This is a genomic window from Erwinia sp. QL-Z3, assembly GCF_004551645.1.
Taxonomy (GTDB): Bacteria; Pseudomonadota; Gammaproteobacteria; order Enterobacterales; family Enterobacteriaceae; genus Erwinia; species Erwinia billingiae.
Map to the genome: position 1 here is coordinate 4,387,278 of NZ_CP037950.1, position 18,500 is coordinate 4,405,777.

Here is an 18,500-nt window from a genome sequence, read left to right on the forward strand (position 1 = left end):
GTCAGAAGCCATAACGCAGCCAGGCGAAAAGCACGTTGCCATTATTATAGGTGCCGGGAATGTAGGTGAATTGCAGGGTTAACCGTTTATAGCCAGCGGAGAAAAGCGGAAGAACCAGCGGCAGCGGCACATAATTGGCGAAATCATCGCGCGCGGTGATCCCGGCGGTTAAGCCTAAACCCAGGCGAAAATCGTGCTGCTGATCCAGATACCAGCCCTTTTCCCAGCCGTAACCCACCATCGGTTGCCATTCATTATGGGAATCCTTAAACGCCATGGCATAGAGCGCACTCCAGTTACCTTCTGCGGTAAAGCGCGATACGCCGATGCCGCCGCCCCATGGCGTTTCGTTATAGTTGTCAGTTTTGTCTTTGTCGTAAGCAAACCGGGCGTGCCAGCTGATAAAAGGCAAATAGAGATCGTGGTATTCAGGCTGTTCCCATGTATGGGAAACATCATCTTTCAACCATTCCCAGCCGTCGCTGACGCTATTACTGGCGAAGGCGGGATCGATAAATAACATCAGGCACACAGACAACGCCACAGTAAGACTGCGCATAGTTTTTCCTCTGTTAAATTAACTGATGCATAAACAGGTGTAACGCGAGAGTTGACCGTCCGTGAGCCGCTGGTAAGTATTATAGTTGTTTATCCGGGGCGGCATTTCTGGCCTGCCCTGTTCCATTTGTGTCGAGGAGAATGGGTACCGATGTTCACAGGTTGGTTAGACTCTTTCACGCCCTTTGCCCGGGGATTATTTCTGCTGGCTTGCCTGACGCTGGTATTAATTGGCTTGCATCTCGCCGCACCGCTGATCAATCAGGTGCTGCTGGCGATGTTTCTGGCAATCATGCTGGATCCGCTTATTAGCGGCCTCGAAAAGCGCCGGGTTCCGCGTATTATCTCCTCCCTGCTGGTGATTATGATCCTGCTGCTGCTGATCGTGATTATCATTATGTCACTGAGTGCCGCCACGCCAGATTTGCTGCAGCTCAGCCGCCAGATGCCCGCTCTGGTGGCGGAAAGGTTACAAACGCTGGCGCATTTGCCTGGCCAGATGGGCATTGTGTTTACCTACGAAGAAATGCTGAATTTGATTGATGGCAGCGCCATTGTGCGTTTTATCGCTACCCAGCTTTCGCTGATCCCCGGCATGCTTTCATGGTGGCTGATGGTCTTTCTGATGCTGCTGTTTATGCTGTATGAGCTGCCGATGTTCAAAACCTTCCTGCGCGCCAAAGAACGTCATTCGCGCCTGTTTACCGCGCTGGAAGAAGGCATTCAAAGCGTGATTGTTTACGCGCAGGTGAAAACCCTGACCGGCCTGCTCGGCGGATTGATTGTCTGGGCCGCCGCCCATCTGCTGGGGTTGAAGCTCGCCTTCCTGTGGGGTCTGCTGATGTTTATCTTCAACTACGTGCCGGTCCTCGGCTCGTTTCTCGCCGCCATCCCGCCGGTGGTGCAGATCTTTATCCTGTCCGATACGCAAACCAGCCTGCTCACCGTGGGATTCTTTGTGGTGTTGAATCTGTTTTTGAGTTCCGTCCTGGAGCCGCTGATGCTCGGCAGGCGGCTGAATTTGTCACTCACCGTTCAACTGCTGTCATTTTTATTCTGGCAGTCGTTGCTCGGGATCACCGGCGCGATTCTGGCGATCCCCCTGACCTTTTTGCTGACCAGAGTCTGGCTGGCGTTGCGACAAGCGCCTGACAGCGCCTGATTGCCGGAGCGTGATGGCGTCCTCAGCTGATGGCTTCTGAACCCGCTTACCGCCCGGTCTGTCACCCGGTTAATTTTCAGAGTGACGGCTGATCCTTCGGCTTCTCAATCCCCGAATCGGTCAGCGTTGCTCTCACCTGCGGCAGGCTTTGCGGATAATTCTGCTGCACAAACTCAATCATTCTTTCCCGCACGTAGCAGCGAAGATCGAAGGCCGTGGGAGAATTCTGTGCGGTCATCAACATTCTGATGGTCATGGTTTTGTCGGTCGTATCGGTCACCTGCAGCACCTTGGTTTCCTGATCCCACAGTTTGGTTTCACCGAGGATTTTTTCAAAATGCTGGCGCAGTGGCTCTAAGGGCATGGAATAGTCGAGATACAGGAACACCGAGCCTAATATCTGGGCGTTATTACGCGTCCAGTTCTGGAAAGGATTTTCGGTAAAGTAGGTAATCGGCAGCACCAGCCGGCGCAAATCCCAGATACGCACCACCACATAGGTCAGGTTTATCTCCTCAATCCAGCCCCATTCATTTTCAACCACCACCGCATCATCAATTTTAATCGGTTGGGTAAAGGCGATCTGAATGCCGGCAAACAGATTGATCAGCGACTTCTGCAGGGCAAAACCAATGATGATACCCGCGACGCCGGCACCCGCCAGGATGGTGGTGCCGAATTTTCGCACGGCAGGGAAACTGAGCAAAATCAGGGTCAGACAGAATGACACCAGCAGGACCATCGCGACTTTTTTGACATACATAATCTGCGTGCGAATCTTACGGGCACGAAGATTATTCGAAAGATTAATGTCGTAGCGGATAAAAAGCATGTCCTGCGCCACGTTGGTCAGTCGAATCAAAATGGAGCAAAAAGACAGGATAATGAAGACGTTAAGGGTGGAGGTGATAAAGCCCAGTGATTCCGGCTGGATGGTAATGTAGTTCACCCCGACATTGATCATCAGCAGGGGAATAAACAGAAACATCGATCCCCGAAGATGCTTTTCCAGTGATTTAAACAGCTTCCGGTCGCGGCTTTGCCAGTAGCGGATGAACCTGAGAAGGATAAAGCGGGCCAGAAATCCCAGCGCGAGTGAAAGAATGACGAGCAATACTGCAGGCACCCATACTGGCGCACCAGATAACTCACCGAAAATCGTTAGCATTCAGTTCCCTTACCCTGTGAAAAAATGTCGTTAACGGGCTTTTCAAAAAAAGCCAAAAGTAACCGATAATTTAAGGTTAGCATAAATGCAAATCACTGAAATTTAAGATGACGTTTAATCGGATTAGTCCACCAGCGGGGTGACGATGCTGAAATCACGTTTCATTCAAACTGCCAGCAAAGCGGCGTGCCGAAAACCTCAACATAGTAATCAATCACCGCCCGCACATTTAACGGTGGATGCCGCACGTCAGGATAGATGGCGGCGACATGCTGCGGCCTCCGCGCGCAGCTGAATGCGGGCCCGTGCGCCAGCCTCAATCAGGTACCAGCCTACGCCATAAAAAAGGCTCCCGCAGGAGCCTTAGTCATACACGCGTGAAGACTACTTAATTTCGGTAATAAAATTCTCGCGAGCACGGCGGACTTTCTTCAGGTTAACCAGCCAGTCACCTTCTTCGGAACGGTAGCCCAGCGGTAAAATGATCACGCTGCGCAGATTTTTGGCGCTCAGGCCCAGAATCTCATCCACTGCCGCCGGATCAAATCCTTCCATCGGGGTGGCATCAACCTGCTGTTCAGCGGCGGCAATCAGCGCGGAACCCAGACCAATATAGGCCTGGCGGGCTGCGGCCTGATAGTTGGCTTCCTGACCGCGTTCCGCCACGATGCCCAACAGCATCTGACGATAGTTTTCCCAGCCTTCGTTGGTCGAGTTGCGCACGTCATTGGTGAGATCGAACATCATATTGACGCGATCGGCGGTGATGTCGTCCCAGGCAGCGAAGACCAGCAGATGAGAGCAGTCGGTGACCTGCGCCTGATTCCAGCTGACCGCTTTGATTTTTTCGCGAATTTCCGCGTTGGTCACCACCAGCAATTCAAAGGGTTGCAGGCCGCTGGAGGTCGCGGTTAAGCGCACGGCTTCGAGGATATGTTCCAGCTTGTCGGCCGGGATTTTCTTCGCCGGATCGTATTTTTTGGTTGCGTAACGCCAGTTAAGAAACTCGGTAATCTTAGTCATTAATCTTATCCATCGCGATAGAGTTGAGGGTGGTGTGCAGCTTATAAGCCTTTGTATCGCCCCCAGTCTAACGACAATTCAGGCGGAAGGCGTAGAGCAAATCGAGGCATATTAAGACTATGCGGTAATGTCCATCGGGAAATTCATCACACTCCGGAATAACGTAATTACATTCTCTCCTATCAGCCCCGCCGTGTGTTGTCCAGGAATCTGACGTTCCAGTACTAAACCTGTGCGTATCAGATCCGCTCAGAAGGACAGGATTACCGACTCAGGCATGCGCTCGTCACGGTTTGTGAGAATTTTCAGGGAGAGATTACGGTGTTGCACGACAGCCGGGAACCTGGCTGTGAGAAATATGTCGATGGGCCTGAGCCCTTACCTCTTGATGACGAGAAGAGTGTTCATGAGCGGGTTGAGAATGCGCGTTTCTGGCGGGTTTTCGGGTGGTTTGTTACCCTTTTTACCGGTTATTCGTCAGAAACGCCGCCAGCTTGTTTTAGCGGTGCGTACAATTAGAACGTTATGGAAAATCTCATTTGTAATGGCCAATGGCTGCTAAGAGCGAACAGCGGAAGTTAGCCTCGTACGCACAAAATTAGTTTTTCGTAAGATATCTAAAAGTGAATGAGCCGTTTTGAAGGGATACTTACAAGAGCATCAGTGCTAACGCAAATAATCTGGACGGCGCAGAAGCTCAAGTTGCTGCGCAGGCTCATGAACAAGACGCTCAGTACAAAATCATCGAAGCGAACACCAATAACCGCGTGCACATGACCGCTGAATTGTACAAATAACGGATGGTCGCAAACGGAAGTGCCAGAAAGGTCACCTGTGGGTGGCCTTTTCTGTTTTGAGAGGCGGGGAAGGAATATTGCGCCCTATGATTTTAACATATTAAATATCTTGGAGAGGTAACCCCATGGAGGCTCCAATAATATAATAGAGTTGCTGCCAGCGAACGTAGACAAGATCACTATCAACATAATTCGTTTCATAATTACCAAGGCGTAGTAACTTTGCATTTGCTAGATATTTGTAGTTTCCATCTGAATCTAAAGTGAGTTCAGAAGGAAGTACAGAGCGTAGAGGGTCTATGTAAACTTTATCATCCCCAACCAACATAAACTCATCAAACAGGTGAGAGAACTCCATCAGATGGTCACCTAGCTCTAAAGAATAAAGATCATTTTCGACTAGGCTGATAACAACTTCACCTTTCTTATACTCTTTGATCATTCCATCCAGATGCTTAATATCGGCCCCAAGTTCGGGGGGGTAAAATACAATGACAGAAATGTGCGATTTTTCATGAAGCCACTCTATCGCATGAGGAATAAGCTCATCAAGGCTAACAGGAGAAACATTTCTGATTGGAACGCGTCCATCAGCTTGCAGCTGTTTTTGAAATTGCAATAAATGTTGAGTCACTTTACAAACAAAGGGGTAATCAATATACATCACTCGGTATTTACCAGGATTTCTTTGCATCCTCTCTTTATAAATACTGCTCACCTCTTTAACGCAACCAATACAATCTTGTATGATTTCACTACCTGTGAACCTAATTAACGTATAGCCAGACTTAGTAAGATAACGTTGTCTTTTAGCATCATTTCTTAGTTGTTCCTTGGATGAGTGATAATCATGGCCATCCAATTCAATTATCATGCGAGCGTCTTTTAGAATAAAGTCGACTCGAAAACGAAAATGATTTTCTTTATCGCCAAACCAAGTTTCACTTTCAATCAAATCAGCAAATTCACCCAGCTCTTTTGTAAACTCTTCTTCAATATATGAAGGTGGTCTCTTGTTATACCAAGACGGGCCTTGTGCTTTCGGACTGCCTACAGGATTTTTCATATATTTAAAGCTCCTAAGAGTAAAAGGAAGTTATTATAATCGGGCAACGCTCATAAGTCCTGTTAGCTTTATAGCCGTTCTGACCTGCTCCCCGTTATCAACACTAAGTGCTGTTAGCTACTTCCGCTCTTGGCACATAGCGGACCGTCCAGCAGCTAAGAAATCAGGATTATTGCTGACCAGCCTTACCCGGAGTATGGTTTGCCTGGTGGTATTAAATTCCCGAGCAATAGAGCTGATGCTGACCCCGGCGTTAATACGTGTAATCACAGTTAGTTTCTGCTCTTCATTCAGTAATGAAGGGCTTTGTTTAATATATCGGATTTAGATAAAAGTTCCTCTCGTCGCTGACTTCCTCAGGCAATCCGTACACTATCTGGCATGCCTGCACGCGCCTTTTTGTTTAATGCGCGGATCATGGCCATAGCCTCCCCAACCAGCGCATCATAATCCCGCAACGTAAGATGCCCACCAAACAGCTGTTTGACACGGTATATTGCCGTTTCAACCACCGAACGTCGGTTGTAAGCCGTGTGCCATTTCCAGTACGCATTGCTTCCCGTCAGCCGTTGCCGGGCAACCGCCTGATTTCTGTCGGCATATTCAGCGGCAAGCAACCTGCGCGGGTTCGCGGCGGGATAAGTGCTTAGATTTTATTACACAGCAGTTCGTCGTGGCACCGTCTTGTGTCATAAGCTCCGTCGGCTGAAGCGACCCTGATTTTCCGGTGTGTCTGGCGGATAAGTACCGGGAATGCCTCTGCATCAGTCACGTTGTTCAGGGACAGGTCAGCACAGATAACCTCATGCGTATCAGCGTCTACCGCCAGATGCAGTTTTCGCCAGACGCGGCGCTTTTCCTGACCGTGTTTTTTCACCTCCCACTCACCCTCACCGAAAACTTTTAAGCCGGTGGAGTCGATAACCAGGTGGGCAATTTCGCCGCGTGTGGTACTTTTGAAAGGGATGCTGACGGACTTAGCCCGCCTGCTGACGCAGGAATAATCCGGGCAACGAAGCGGGAGCTTCATCAGGATAAAAATGGAATCAATGAATCCCTGCACAGCGCGCAGCGTGAGGCGAAAGACGCGTTTGAGCATCAGAACGGTTGAAATGGTCAGCTCAGAATAACGTTGCGGACGACCACGTGAAGAGGTTTTGGGTTCGTCATACCAGGCCTGAATGGCAGACTCATCAAGCCAGAATGTCAGTGAGCCCCGATAGGCGACGGTTTTGTTGTAAACGTTCCAGTTGGTAATTTTGAAGTTTTGTTTTGCCACGGGATACCGCTACAGGATCGGGAATGTGGTGATCTGATCCTGATTACTGCCAAAAGTTCGATTTATTAAACAAAGCCGTCGATGACGTGTTGGAGATATCCAGGTCAATCGAAGTCTGCATTTTTCAGGGCTGTAACAGCGGCCCTTTGCAAGATGAGAGCATTGCTAAAATCATGGATGTACTTTTAAATGGATAGCAGGTCAGACTGTATTACTTGTCGAGATTAAAAATTAGCATCATCTCGATTCAAGTAACCTACAGATATTTATATATTTTTTTAATAAGGATAATTGACTATGCGAAATAGCGAGTTTAATATCAGTGTGGCTACGTCAGATGATTTAAGTGGGTTGATGACCCTTCAGGAGGCTAACCTCGCCAGCAACGGTGGCGCGCTTTCTGCTGCATTGTCCGAACAAAAATTAATAAAAATGATAGAGGAAATGCCACTAATTATTGCTAAAAAGGAGGGCGGAGTCGTCGGTTTTTTACTGTCAGCCAGCTTAAAAAGAAATGCGGATATTCCAATCGTCAAATCTATGTTAAATGTGTATACCGGAAATAATGATGCCTATCTTTATGGGCCAGTGTGCGTCAGCATTGACGAAAGAGGAAAAGGACTGGCAGGAATGATGTTTGATGAGTTACGACGTCAACTTCCCAAACGTCAGGGTATACTTTTTATCCGAAATGACAATGACTCCTCGATTGAAGCTCATAAGAAAATGGGAATGGTGCTTTGTGCAACCTTTATTCATGCTGATGTGAATTTTTCTGTGTTCACTTATTTTGGATAACGTGAATATTAATTTTTATCTTTCAAATTGAGTAATGTGATTAAAATAACCCTCCTCTAAGTTCATTGCATCCGTTTTGACAGGATGCTTGATCACCAGAATATAAGCCCGCTTTTCTTTCAAAGCTACCCGTCAACTCCTACATGCCTAAACTTGGCTTGATTTGGGATTCTTTGCGTTTACAGATGGCCCCTAGCACAAATATGTAAAAAGACCCTCTAGTACGGCCGCCTGCCTTCCCTGTTCAACACCAGACGATGTCGGCGCAGGCCATCCTCATCGATCTCACGTCGACAATGTGCGTAAGCTGAGCGAGGGCGCACAAACAATATCAGCGAGATTTCTTGCAGAGTGGTCGTGAGCAGCCGCACTGTTCAACGCCAACTCGACACATCCGCACTAGTTTCCAGGCGGAGCTGGCGGCGGCAAAGGTGTAATACTGATGGAGAACAAGTTTTGAAGTTTCGAGGCGAAACTCGGAGCTGGAATTGAGTGCGTTACGCTCGGTCATAATATCGCCATCTATTCAGATGGCCAAATTAACTACGTCACTACACCTTTAGTTTCAGAATTACCCATTATCCAACGGGGGGCAGGTTCAATAGAGCCGATTACATCCTCAAGTCTAGACTTCCTAAACTTTCTTATGATGTCTTAGAAACGTTAACATTTCTTCCTTCTTCTCATCGCTTAAGTTTTGAAATAGGCAAACCAGTTCTGCGCTCAACTCATCTGCACAAAAGAAGTAACTTAGTGGCACATCTAGCACTTTTGATAATTTTCGCAAAGTTTCGATATCCGGGACATGGCGCCCTTTTTCATAGTGGTTCATACGTCCGCTAGCAGAGCCTTCATCCATACCGGCTTTCACTCCCAGCTCCTTCTGGCACAAAGCGGACTGATGCTTACCCGTCTGATCACGTTCGGTAAAACGCCAATTCTACCGAACCGCACCCTCTAGATGGGCTTCGTCAGCTATGAGCGAAAAGCGGGCGTAGGGTTGTAGATAGTAATCAGGTCTGAGTTAATTAATCATCAGTAAATCAGCGTCTGTGAGCACTCAAACTATTTGGCTGAGAGACAATCCAGTTGACTTATTATGTATCGGTCACTAAAAATATAAAAACATTACATAGTGACCGATACAAAAAGATTTGTGGTCGTAATCAAATTGAAGAGAGAATCATGGAAAGCACTGTCGCATCGCTGGTTATACCGCGCAATATTGAAGATGTCTGGGACATTATTGAAAAGTTTCACGCTCTGTCAGCATGGCACCCTGCCGTAGTCAGCAGTGAGTTCGAAGAGGGTTGCACAGGAGATGTTGTAGGAGCCGTTCGCCGCGTAACCCTTGGAAACGGAGCCACGGGAACCGAAAAATTAATCCGTAAAGACAGCAAAGCTTACCTGCTGACCTATTCTTTTGAAACAGCACCTCTGCCTGTTGAAAATTATCTCTCCACCATTCAGCTGCTGCCAACCTGCACTCCGGGACACACGCATGTTGTCTGGTAAGCCTCTTTTAACTGCAAACCGGACTTATGCAGCGAGATGCGCAGGGTGCTGGAAAATGATGTTTATCTGGCTGGAATTAGAGCCTTGCAGACCGCGTCGGTCTGACGACGATAGGCTGACGTCTTTTATTTCAGAGATGAAGTGGCAGCCAGCCGGCTGCCATTGTTGATTTACCAGTTCTGCTTAGTAGGGGACACGATGAGATCGTTAACGGTCACGTTTGTGGGCTGGTTGAGTGCATAGACCACCGCATTTGCCACATCCTGCGGGCTGATAGCAATTTTTGTCAGCTCCTGCGCCACCTTACGCCCTTCCGGATCGCTCACTTTATCAGCCCATCCCGTGTTAATAACGCCAGGGCTGATGGTATTGACGCGGATGCCCTTATTCACGCCCAGATCTTTACGCATTGATTCCGTCATGGCGTGCACAAAGAATTTGGTCGAACTGTATACACCCGCGCCGGCGTCAACCTGGTGGCCTGCCACAGAAGCCATGTTCAGGATCTGGCCGTCACTTTTGCTGAGCATAATCGGGAGTACCGACGCAATGGCGTTCAGATAGCCCTTGATGTTGACGTCGACCATCTTGTTCCAGTCGTCCCACGCGATGTCACTCCAGGCTGAAAAGAGCATCAGCCCGGCGTTGTTAATCAGGATATCAACGGTACCGAAGGTATCGGTAGCATGCTTTACCAGCGCCTGTGTATCTTCAAGACGAGTCACATCCGTCACCAGACCGGAGGCATGGCCACCGGCTGACTCAATATCCTTTACCAGCTTATCGAGGCCGGTTTGATCCAGTGCTGCGGCTACGATATTCACACCATGACGTGCAAGTTCCAGCGCGGTCGCGGCGCCAATGCCCGATGACGCACCAGTAATTACAGCGGTTTTGTTCTGCAGATGATTCATATTCTTATCCTTTTGGATGAGGTACAGGCGGCGGGAAGATCCCGCCGGTTGTATTTATCAGTAATTCGCTTCCGGCCAGTCGGTGTAACCTTTCGCGCCGCCGCCGTAGTAGGCTTCCTTAGGCGCGATGGTCAGCTCGGCGCCATAACGCAGACGCTTAACCAGATCCGGGTTGGAAATAAACAGGCGGCCAAAGGCAACGGCATCAATGATCCCTGCATTACGGCGGCTGATCGCCATTTCGAGGTCATAGTTGTTGTTACCAATGAACGGACCGCTGAACTGCGCGCTCAGCGCATCCATATCCCCGTCGGCAGGCACGTCACGCGACGTTGCAGTGGCACCCTCAACGAAGTGCAGGTATGCCAGATTAAAACGGTTAAGTTGCTGGATGAGATAGCCATACATCGCCATCACGTTGCTGTCCGGCGGCGTGTTGCCTGCGTCAGGAGTTACCGGTGACAGGCGGATGCCTACGCGGTCATTGCCCCAGATGTTGACGATCGCTTCAGTGACTTCCAGCGTCAGGCGCGCGCGGTTTTCTATAGAGCCGCCGTAGGCGTCGGTACGATGATTGGTTGAGTCGCGCAGGAACTGATCGAGCAGATAGCTGTTTGCAGAGTGCACTTCCACGCCGTCAAAACCTGCGCGCAGGGCGTTTTCTGCGGCACGCTTATACTGCTCAATAATGCCCGGGATCTCGTCGGTTTCGAGCGCGCGTGGCGTCGATACCGGTACGAAGCCATTGACGGTATAGGTCTGGCCTTCGGCCTTGATTGCAGAGGGAGCGACAGGACGTTCGCCGTTAGGCTGCAGTTCAACGCTTGAAAAACGGCCCACGTGCCAGAGCTGACAGACGATTTTCCCGCCTTCTGCGTGAACGGCAGCGGTGACTTTTTTCCAGCCGGCAACCTGATCTTCGCTCCAGATCCCCGGCGTAGCCGCATATCCACGGCCCTGAGCTGAGATATTCGTGGCTTCAGAAATAATCAGGCCGGCGCTGGCACGTTGGGCGTAGTAGGTTGCATGTAGCTCATCAGGTACGCCATCTTCGCCGTAACGGCTGCGGGTAACAGGCGCCATAACGATACGGTTGGCAAGCTGAAGGCTTCCCATTGCCACGGGGGAAAAGAGATCTGTACGGGTACTGTTATCAGTCATGGTTACTCCTAAATAGCTGACCGGTCGACTAGTAATTTGGTAGAAAAAAACGCGGCTACGCGAGCAGCCGCTTTGTTGCACTCATTGCTTTATCAAACGCCTGATCAGGCGTGTGAATTTTTGCCATCAGGGACGCGCCCAGCCAGAGCTGGTAAAGCTCTTCAGCAAGGGCCTCTGCGTCCACTTTGGACGGCAGTGAGCCATCACTCTGCCCCTGATGTATGCACGACGTGATCCGAAGGATAATTTCACGGGTTCCGCTTGCCAGAACGCTTCGCATGCTGTCGTACTGATCGCAGACTTCTGCCCCGAGCTTAACGACCAGGCACTTGCTTTCAGGCAGGTCGGCACCCTGCGTGACCTTCCAGAATGCAAAGTAGCGCAGCAGGCGCTCTCTGGCCGGTTCGCTGCCGCGCAGCTGCTCTTCAACCTGAATAAGATAGTGGGTGAAGTAATTTTCCAGCAGGGCTTCAGCGAACTCTTCCTTGGACTGGAAGTAGTAATAGAACGATCCTTTAGGCACGCCAGCGGCTTTGACAATCTCAGCCAGGCCGACGGCGCTGTAGCCTTTATGTGTAATAAGCGTCCGGGCAACATCAATGATGTGCTGACGCACGTTAGCCGCTTGTTTTTTCATAGTCCGGGTAGCATAACGATAAAACTGACCGGTCGTCTAGTTTCTCGGGTTGCATTTTGTGCGATCAGAATTTTTCACGTGGCAGCAATCGAGACGCAAACTGACCGGTTGCGCTCAGGCTTTCCGGCGTGGCCCCGTCTTTGGCCTCGATAGACATGCCCTCCAGAAGCGTATTCAGAACGGTAGCCAGTGCGGCGGTAGTGGTATCAGACGGCAGCTGCTTCTCCGTGACAGCCCTGCGCAGACGCTTTTCAAACAGATCTTTTCCTTCCTGCCTTAGCACGCTTACCGCTTCGACGACGTCAGCGGACTCCTGGGAGACATTGATGGCCGCAAGCACCACCATGCAACCGCAGGGTGCAGAAGGGGAAAGCAGAATGTCTGCCGCTTCGCTGAAGAAGTTATCAATCGCCCGGGTAATATCGGGTTCTTCTTCAAGCCGCTCCCAGGTTGATTTCCAGTAGACCCTTTCGTAATAGCTCACGGCCTCCATGAAAAGTTTCGCCTTATTACCGAAGGCGGAGTACAGGCTCGGCGGATTAATTTCCATCGCAGCGCAGAGCTCAGCAACCGAGGCGGGCTCAAAGCCTTTACGCCAGAAGATATCCAGCGCCCTGATCAGGGCCCTGTCGCGATCAAAGCTGCGCGGCCGCCCTTTGGGCTTTTCACTGCTGACTTGTGAATCTTTCGTCTTCACGTCGGGCATAAAATCATTCTCTTGACACATTACATAGCGATCACTATACAATAATAACATTACATAGTGATTACTACATAAATACATGAGGCACATGTCAGATCTTGCGTTCTCCCTAAGCCACTATCTGCAGTCCGCCGGCGCGGCGGGGGTAGTGCTGTACTTCGTTATTTTTGTCGCCGTGACGCTGATGTTCTTCCCGGCTTCCCTGCTGACAGCGCTTTCAGGGTGGCTGTTTGGCGCGGCGGGCGGAACTGCGCTGGCTCTGCTAGCGGGTACCACCTCCGCACTGATCGCTTTCTGCATCAGCAAAAGCCAGTTATTTCCGGCAGCGTCGCGCGCCGCCAGCCGCCACCGCTACCTGAACAGTCTGCTTTCACTGTCGCAGAACAATGCCCTGCTGCTGATCCTGCTGCTGCGTCTGAGCTCCATTCTGCCCTTCGCGCCGCTGAACTATGCGCTGGGGATCAGCGGCGTATCGTTCAGAAAATATGCGACAGCGACGGTGGCTGGACTGATCCCCGGCACGTATGTTTATGCCGCTGCCGGAAGCGTTATTTCTGACTTACAGGTGCTTCTGCACGGCAGTTTCAGCGTCAGAGACGTTTTACAGCGCGCTGATGTGCTGACCGGCATGGCCGCCGTTGCGGCGGGACTGATGCTGCTGTTCGTCATAAACAAGATTTTCAAGCGAATTACGGGCATCCCTGCGGATACCCGCCACAACAAAACCGGAGACAGATGAAATGACAGACGTAACTTATGTTCAGGAATACAGCGCCATCGTGGAAGTGCTAAGCCAGTACAACGAAGGTGGAAAGCAGGCCAAAAGCGAAATAATGAAGCCCGCGTTCAGCGAGCAGGCCACCATCTTTGGCGTTGACGGTGATGCAAACCTCACCGGCGGTCCTATTCAGGGACTTTTCGACACCATCGATACCGCTTTCCGCCCATCCCCGGAAGCGAAGGCCGCCATCGTGCACGTTGATATCGTAGGCACCGCGGCAAGCGCGCGCGTCGATACCGATGATATTTCGGGCTTTCGCTTCACGGACTTTTTCAACCTGCTGAAGGTCAACGGGCGCTGGACCGTAGTGAGCAAAATTTACCATACCCACGCCGCTTCCTGACATCAGCCATTCCCCCTTCATCCGTCGCGTCTGACCGCCAGACGCGGCGAAACCCAGTGAGGAAAAACATGAGCCAGAATATCAAAACCGTCCCTGTTTCTGCCTATGAAGCCGTTCTTGATACGGCGCGTCGCTACGTTGACGGCCTGAAAAAAGGCTGCGCCGAAACGGTGGCAGAAGCGTTTCACAAGGACGCCGTCATGTACGGTTTTACTGACGGTGAGCTGCTGGGAGGGTCTGTCGACAACCTGTATAAATTCGTCCGTGAAAACGGCAGTGCGCCAGATATTGAAACGCATCTGGATGTGCTGGCCATCACCCCGACCACGGCGGTGGTGCGCGTGGACATGGAAAAGGATGCTATCGGCGCCGACTATAACGACTACCTGACCCTCATCCGCATCGACGGTCGCTGGCAGGTGATTGCGAAAGTCTATCACCAGTTTACGGGCTGACTGGCGGCAGTTTTTAGCACAAAACAGGTCACGCAAAGGAGTTATCCATGAGTACGGTGTTTATTATCGGCGGCGCAGGCAAGGTGGGCCGGCGCCTGGCCAGAGTTCTTACGGAGAAAGGGCACGCTGTTCATGCGCTGCACCGTCAGCCGGAGCAGGCGCAGTTGATTCGTCTGCAGGGAGCAAAGCCCGTCAGCGGGAGCCTGACGGAGCTGGATGCCGCCGCCCTGGCGACCACGATGAAAGGCTGCGATGTGGTGGTCTTCTCGGCCGGTGCCGGCGGCAAAGGTGGCCCGGAAATGACGAACGCCATTGACGGAGAAGGGCTTAAGACGGCCGCAGAGGCAGCGGCGCCGGCCGGCATTTCGCGCTTCCTGCTGGTTTCGGCCTTTCCGGAGGCCTCAAGAAATGAATCCACCTCGGCGTCGTTTGAAAACTATATCCAGGTGAAAAAGCAGGCAGAAGTCGTGCTGGCTGCAAGCTCGCTGGACTGGGTCATTCTGCGTCCCGGCTTGTTGCTGGATGACAAAGGTTCAGGATATGTCCGCGCCGGGCTGGCCATACCTTACGGGGAGGTCACCCGGGATAACGTGGCGGCCACGCTGGCTGAAATTATCGCTCAGCCCCGCGTCAGCCGCGTCATCATTGAGCTGACCGACGGTGAGGTGCCGGTACGAAAGGCGGTTCAGCAGATGGAGGAATGCTGAGATGGGCAGGTCCGCTGATTCAGATCCGGATATGCGGCTGCTGCTGCTCGGCGCAACGGGGCTCGTGGGCAGTCATGTCCTGCAGCAGGCGATGTCCAGCCCGCACATCGGTACCGTCATTGCGCCGACGCGAAAACCTATCACATGGTGCGCCTCAGGCCCTACCCGGCTTATTAATCCCCTGATCGACTTTGATGCCCCCGACGCTGACGCTCTGGAGTGGCGCGTTGACGCGGTTATCTGTGCGCTCGGCACCACAATTGCCAGAGTCGGCAGCCGGGAGGCATTCCGGCGGGTTGATTATGACTATCCTCTGAGGTTTGCCCGGCTGGCGCGTAATGGCGGCGCCTCTGCGTTCGCGCTGACCTCGGCGACCGGCGCAAATGCCCGCTCAAGATTCTTTTATAACCGGGTGAAGGGGGAGCTTGAACAGGCGCTGAGGCACGAAGGTTTTACCTCACTGACGCTGGTCCGTCCCGGCGTTATTGCCGGCGATCGGGCTGAATCCCGCCCGGGTGAAACGGCGCTGAAGCAGGTGCTCAGGCTCTTATCGCCGGTTCTGCCACGCAGCTGGCAGCTCAGCCCGGCTGAAGACATAGCCCGCCATCTCCTCAGAGCGGTGACTCCACCCAGGGCGGGCATTCACATTGTTTCTGCAGGTAAAATAAATTCTGCAGGATAATTTTCTGAAGATGAATGATAAGAAGGAACCGTAATGTCAGAAGTGAACTTTAATGCCATGGTTAACGCCCCTGCGGATCACGTATGGCAGACGCTCAGCCAGTTCGGTCGCATCAGCGACTGGCATCCTGCTATCTGCAGCAGCGAAATCGAAGATAATCAGCCCGACGGGCGCCCGGGCTGCCGGCGCCGGCTGGTACTTGAAAACGGCGACGTCCTGCGCGAAGAGCTCCTCATGCTGGATGCAGGTAAGCGGGCCTTCTCGTATCGCTTTATTGAAGCGCCGCTGGCCGTTGATGACTATGTGGCTACGGTCAGCCTTATTCCACTGAGCGATCGCGACGAAACGGTCATCGTATGGCAGGCAGTTTTTGAGTCCCGATCCCGCAGCGATGTGCAGGCAATGGAAGCGAGCGTGCTGGCGCTGATAAAATCAGGCCACCTCAGCCTCTCTGCCTATCTTGAAAACCAGTAGCAGCTCAACGGAGTCTGGAAATGAATGAACACATCGTGCCTGTCGAGCCGGCAAAGGCCTACAGGCTGATAAATCACGGGCCGGCGACGCTGGTCTCAGCGCGCTATAACGGAACGGACAACGTCATGGCGGCATCATGGGTCTGCGCGCTGGATTACGATCCGGCACGGCTGACCGTCGTGCTGGACAAAACCGCATACACACGAGAGCTGATTGAAAAAAGTCGTTCGTTTGTGATTCAGGTGCCGGTGGCAGCCCAGGCATCACTCGTGCATTTCCTCGGCTCGCATTCGCTGGCCTGCGAAGCGGATAAGCTCACGCAGTCTGGCGTATCGCTGTTTGCGCTGCCCGGCGCGGATGTGCCGGGGGTTTCAGGATGTGCGGCGTGGCTGTATTGCGAACTCATTCCTGAAGAGCATAACCAGCAGACCTATGATTTATTCATCGGCGAGATCAAAGGGGCCTGGGCGGACAGTCGCGCTTTTAAGGACGGCCACTGGCAGTTTGAAAGGGGAGCCGCAGACTGGCGAAGCCTGCACTACATTGCGGGCGGACACTTTTACACTACCGGAGAGGCTGTAGAGGTGCACGATGCGCCGCAGCTGACGCCAGGTGCGCCGCAGGGCTGAACCTCATGTGTGCGTCATCACGTCAGTATGAGGTTCAGGCTGTGGCCGGAGGAGTTTGCCGGCTTGCCAGCAGGATAATCTGCTCAGAAATCCGCCGGACGTCCTCGTCAAGGCTTTCAAGCGGGCGGTGAATAAGCCCCACATCCCGGTAAAATACGTTATCTCCGAGGCCAATTGCCCTGACGGACGCCGACCAGCGCCGCCAGGTGGCGGTCCGGGGCAACAGGGCAACGCCCATGCCGTTACTGACGAGCTTGAGGATGGCCTCGAGCTCGTCCAACTCACAGATTTCGTTGACCGAAAGGCCCATTTCACGAAGAAACCGGTCAACCAGGCGCCCGCCAAAGGACGAACGATCGTAGCGGATGAAGGGCTGGGCGCTCAGCAACGTGGCAATATCGTCACCGGCAACACCTTTTGGCACGATAAGATGGAAAGGTTCATGAGCCAGCGTGCTCCACTGCAGCCCCGCCGTCAGTGCAAAAGGGGGCTTCAGCACTGCGGCCATATCAATTTCGCCTGCGTCAACAAGGTTAATCAGGTCCATCGACAGGCCCGGTATAATGCGTATGCGGCAGCCGGCACTCTGTCTGCAGAACGTCGTCAGCGCATCCGGATATAGGAAGCGATTTTTGTGAGAGCCCTCACTGCTTATGGCAGAGGTGCCACGCATGTTAAGTGTGGTTTTAGATCGTTAGGTAGTTAAGGTATTCAAACTGCCGCTGCCCTCAAAGGCAGATAGAGAGAAAGTAGCGATAAGAACCTTATTCGGTTATCAACAATTAACACATATTCTTTGGTCCGCTTCTGGCACAAAGCGGTCTGCAAAAACGCTCAAACTTCCAGTGCACGCTTATAGTCGATCCTCAGCAAAGCCCCTGAATACGGCATCTTCTCTAAAAGCGTTTCCGATAACCCAAGTCGCGCGGTGGTGACATACAGATAACGATCATCATCTGCAAAGGCACAGCTCGTGGGTCGCTGCACGGGGAGATTAAGCCAACGCTCGATTTCTCCTTCCGGGGATAGGCGTGATTGCGCTGCCAGTCTATATGGCGGCAGCACATCAGGCTTGTGGCTCCTTGATTCCGCTATTTGAACATTGGCGTATTAATCCAATGCCCCTGTACCTGGCATTTCCGCCGAACCGCCATGTCAATGCCAAACTGCGAGTTTTTATAGATTGGATCGTTGAATTGATGCAGCAGCATGTCCCCCATTCCAACAAAAAGTAACTACATCCCAGCCCCCTGATTCGCTCATCAGCGTCAATTGGTGGTCATTTTGGTGGTTTTAACAGAAATGAAATTCAGGTTTAGCTTATTATTAGCCAGCCACTGGCAAAGGCGATCCCAGTCAGTGGAACCAAATTAGAGAAGCCCGCTTAGGAAACTAAGTGGGCTTTTTGCTTTTCATGCCCGGTGCCTTAGGCGCTTATCCCGATGTTTCTCAGACTGGCACCCAACAGCAACGTGATGACATCCGTAAGCTATTGGTGCAGAACGCATTACCCACTCTCAGGGAAAATCCTTTGAGCACATTGCAGTGAGCTGGCATAAAAGGCGCATCAGGGTTTCCGGAATCACCCTGACACCTTCACTATTCAAAGCACTTATGGCGCCAATACCAGACGTAAGGAATATACGGC

General features: G+C 51.8%; 21 protein-coding genes and 7 pseudogenes. 14 read left to right on the forward strand and 14 right to left on the reverse strand.

All coding sequences use genetic code 11. The features are described 5' to 3' along the window. Window position 1: 1 nt before the first annotated feature. Window positions 2-559, reverse strand: a complete 558-nt coding sequence (gene pagP, locus E2F51_RS21025; protein WP_134824462.1) for a lipid IV(A) palmitoyltransferase PagP — start codon at window positions 557-559, stop codon at window positions 2-4. Window positions 560-709: 150 nt separating this feature from the next. On the opposite strand from pagP, the gene E2F51_RS21030 reads away from it, so the two are divergent. Beyond that, the gene (locus E2F51_RS21030; RefSeq protein WP_134824463.1) at window positions 710-1,720 is read left to right on the forward strand and encodes an AI-2E family transporter; all 1,011 of its coding nucleotides are present in this window, start codon (window positions 710-712) and stop codon (window positions 1,718-1,720) included. Window positions 1,721-1,796: 76 nt separating this feature from the next. Here E2F51_RS21030 and E2F51_RS21035 read toward each other — a convergent pair whose 3' ends face one another. The 3 genes and pseudogenes from E2F51_RS21035 to E2F51_RS21045 all read right to left on the reverse strand — a co-directional run bounded on the left by E2F51_RS21035 (window position 1,797) and on the right by E2F51_RS21045 (window position 3,911). After that, window positions 1,797-2,888: a mechanosensitive ion channel family protein gene (locus E2F51_RS21035; protein ID WP_013202797.1), complete on the reverse strand. Its 1,092-nt coding sequence runs from the start codon at window positions 2,886-2,888 to the stop codon at window positions 1,797-1,799. A gap of 161 nt (window positions 2,889-3,049) precedes the next feature. Then, a pseudogene (locus E2F51_RS21040) lies at window positions 3,050-3,181 on the reverse strand (LysR family transcriptional regulator); the annotation flags it as partial. A 91-nt stretch (window positions 3,182-3,272) separates the two neighbouring features. After that, window positions 3,273-3,911 (reverse strand): NAD(P)H-dependent oxidoreductase, encoded by a 639-nt coding sequence (locus tag E2F51_RS21045; protein ID WP_134824464.1) that lies wholly within the window; start codon window positions 3,909-3,911, stop codon window positions 3,273-3,275. A gap of 114 nt (window positions 3,912-4,025) precedes the next feature. Between E2F51_RS21045 and E2F51_RS24160 the strand changes: the two are divergent. After that, window positions 4,026-4,340, forward strand: a pseudogene (locus E2F51_RS24160) (transposase); the annotation flags it as partial. Window positions 4,341-4,564: 224 nt separating this feature from the next. Then, window positions 4,565-4,708: pseudogene (locus E2F51_RS21055) on the forward strand (YdgH/BhsA/McbA-like domain containing protein); the annotation flags it as partial. A 100-nt stretch (window positions 4,709-4,808) separates the two neighbouring features. On the opposite strand, the gene E2F51_RS21060 reads toward E2F51_RS21055, so the two are convergent. From E2F51_RS21060 to E2F51_RS21070, 3 genes and pseudogenes are all read right to left on the reverse strand, one after another. Beyond that, window positions 4,809-5,774, reverse strand: a complete 966-nt coding sequence (locus tag E2F51_RS21060) for an endonuclease domain-containing protein (protein WP_134824465.1) — start codon at window positions 5,772-5,774, stop codon at window positions 4,809-4,811. Window positions 5,775-5,891: 117 nt separating this feature from the next. Then, window positions 5,892-6,077, reverse strand: a pseudogene (locus E2F51_RS21065) (helix-turn-helix domain-containing protein); the annotation flags it as partial. A gap of 53 nt (window positions 6,078-6,130) precedes the next feature. After that, a pseudogene (locus E2F51_RS21070) lies at window positions 6,131-7,053 on the reverse strand (IS5 family transposase). 297 nt (window positions 7,054-7,350) lie between these two features. On the opposite strand from E2F51_RS21070, the gene E2F51_RS21075 reads away from it, so the two are divergent. Beyond that, window positions 7,351-7,851: a GNAT family N-acetyltransferase gene (locus E2F51_RS21075; protein WP_209215456.1), complete on the forward strand. Its 501-nt coding sequence runs from the start codon at window positions 7,351-7,353 to the stop codon at window positions 7,849-7,851. 634 nt (window positions 7,852-8,485) lie between these two features. On the opposite strand, the gene E2F51_RS21080 is transcribed toward E2F51_RS21075, so the two are convergent. Continuing rightward, window positions 8,486-8,722: a helix-turn-helix domain-containing protein gene (locus tag E2F51_RS21080; protein WP_245174146.1), complete on the reverse strand. Its 237-nt coding sequence runs from the start codon at window positions 8,720-8,722 to the stop codon at window positions 8,486-8,488. Window positions 8,723-8,940: 218 nt separating this feature from the next. Here E2F51_RS21080 and E2F51_RS21085 point away from each other — a divergent pair, with 218 nt between their 5' ends. Further along, the gene (locus E2F51_RS21085) at window positions 8,941-9,366 is read left to right on the forward strand and encodes an SRPBCC family protein (RefSeq protein WP_134824466.1); all 426 of its coding nucleotides are present in this window, start codon (window positions 8,941-8,943) and stop codon (window positions 9,364-9,366) included. Window positions 9,367-9,536: 170 nt separating this feature from the next. Here E2F51_RS21085 and E2F51_RS21090 read toward each other — a convergent pair whose 3' ends face one another. From E2F51_RS21090 to E2F51_RS21105, 4 genes are all read right to left on the reverse strand, one after another. Then, a complete protein-coding gene (locus tag E2F51_RS21090) occupies window positions 9,537-10,280 on the reverse strand; it encodes an SDR family oxidoreductase (RefSeq protein ID WP_134824467.1) in 744 nt (247 codons plus the stop codon). A 57-nt stretch (window positions 10,281-10,337) separates the two neighbouring features. Then, entirely contained in the window at window positions 10,338-11,441 is a 1,104-nt protein-coding gene (locus tag E2F51_RS21095; protein ID WP_134824468.1) for an alkene reductase, read from the reverse strand. Window positions 11,442-11,496: 55 nt separating this feature from the next. Further along, window positions 11,497-12,078 (reverse strand): TetR/AcrR family transcriptional regulator, encoded by a 582-nt coding sequence (locus tag E2F51_RS21100; protein WP_167738419.1) that lies wholly within the window; start codon window positions 12,076-12,078, stop codon window positions 11,497-11,499. A 64-nt stretch (window positions 12,079-12,142) separates the two neighbouring features. Next, window positions 12,143-12,835: a TetR/AcrR family transcriptional regulator gene (locus E2F51_RS21105; protein WP_245174147.1), complete on the reverse strand. Its 693-nt coding sequence runs from the start codon at window positions 12,833-12,835 to the stop codon at window positions 12,143-12,145. Window positions 12,836-12,869: 34 nt separating this feature from the next. On the opposite strand from E2F51_RS21105, the gene E2F51_RS21110 reads away from it, so the two are divergent. From E2F51_RS21110 to E2F51_RS21140, 7 genes are all read left to right on the forward strand, one after another. Next, complete coding sequence (locus E2F51_RS21110) at window positions 12,870-13,520, forward strand: TVP38/TMEM64 family protein (RefSeq protein WP_167738420.1); 651 nt, start codon at window positions 12,870-12,872, stop codon at window positions 13,518-13,520. Between the two features lies 1 nt (window position 13,521). After that, complete coding sequence (locus E2F51_RS21115) at window positions 13,522-13,905, forward strand: nuclear transport factor 2 family protein (protein WP_134824470.1); 384 nt, start codon at window positions 13,522-13,524, stop codon at window positions 13,903-13,905. A gap of 68 nt (window positions 13,906-13,973) precedes the next feature. Then, complete coding sequence (locus tag E2F51_RS21120) at window positions 13,974-14,360, forward strand: nuclear transport factor 2 family protein (protein WP_134824471.1); 387 nt, start codon at window positions 13,974-13,976, stop codon at window positions 14,358-14,360. Window positions 14,361-14,407: 47 nt separating this feature from the next. Next, complete coding sequence (locus E2F51_RS21125) at window positions 14,408-15,067, forward strand: NAD(P)H-binding protein (RefSeq protein WP_134824472.1); 660 nt, start codon at window positions 14,408-14,410, stop codon at window positions 15,065-15,067. A gap of 1 nt (window position 15,068) precedes the next feature. Further along, window positions 15,069-15,749: an NAD-dependent epimerase/dehydratase family protein gene (locus E2F51_RS21130; RefSeq protein ID WP_245174148.1), complete on the forward strand. Its 681-nt coding sequence runs from the start codon at window positions 15,069-15,071 to the stop codon at window positions 15,747-15,749. A gap of 33 nt (window positions 15,750-15,782) precedes the next feature. Further along, on the forward strand, window positions 15,783-16,223 hold the full coding sequence (locus tag E2F51_RS21135) for an SRPBCC family protein (protein WP_134824473.1): 441 nt from the start codon (window positions 15,783-15,785) through the stop codon (window positions 16,221-16,223). A gap of 20 nt (window positions 16,224-16,243) precedes the next feature. After that, window positions 16,244-16,852: a flavin reductase family protein gene (locus tag E2F51_RS21140; RefSeq protein WP_134824474.1), complete on the forward strand. Its 609-nt coding sequence runs from the start codon at window positions 16,244-16,246 to the stop codon at window positions 16,850-16,852. A 34-nt stretch (window positions 16,853-16,886) separates the two neighbouring features. Here E2F51_RS21140 and E2F51_RS21145 read toward each other — a convergent pair whose 3' ends face one another. Both E2F51_RS21145 and E2F51_RS24340 read right to left on the reverse strand, forming a co-directional pair. Further along, window positions 16,887-17,525 carry a LysR substrate-binding domain-containing protein gene (locus E2F51_RS21145; protein WP_245174150.1) on the reverse strand — a complete coding sequence of 213 codons (639 nt, stop codon included), beginning with the start codon at window positions 17,523-17,525 and terminating at the stop codon, window positions 16,887-16,889. 161 nt (window positions 17,526-17,686) lie between these two features. Further along, a complete protein-coding gene (locus tag E2F51_RS24340) occupies window positions 17,687-17,917 on the reverse strand; it encodes an SMP-30/gluconolactonase/LRE family protein (RefSeq protein ID WP_371732149.1) in 231 nt (76 codons plus the stop codon). On the opposite strand from E2F51_RS24340, the pseudogene E2F51_RS21160 reads away from it, so the two are divergent. Together E2F51_RS21160 and E2F51_RS24345 are read left to right on the forward strand one after the other, a co-directional pair. Further along, a pseudogene (locus E2F51_RS21160) lies at window positions 17,869-18,087 on the forward strand (LysR substrate-binding domain-containing protein); the annotation flags it as partial. The gene E2F51_RS24340 and the pseudogene E2F51_RS21160 overlap by 49 nt on opposite strands. 191 nt (window positions 18,088-18,278) lie before the next feature. After that, window positions 18,279-18,412 (forward strand): annotated as a pseudogene (locus E2F51_RS24345) (integrase); the annotation flags it as partial. Window positions 18,413-18,500 lie beyond the last annotated feature (88 nt).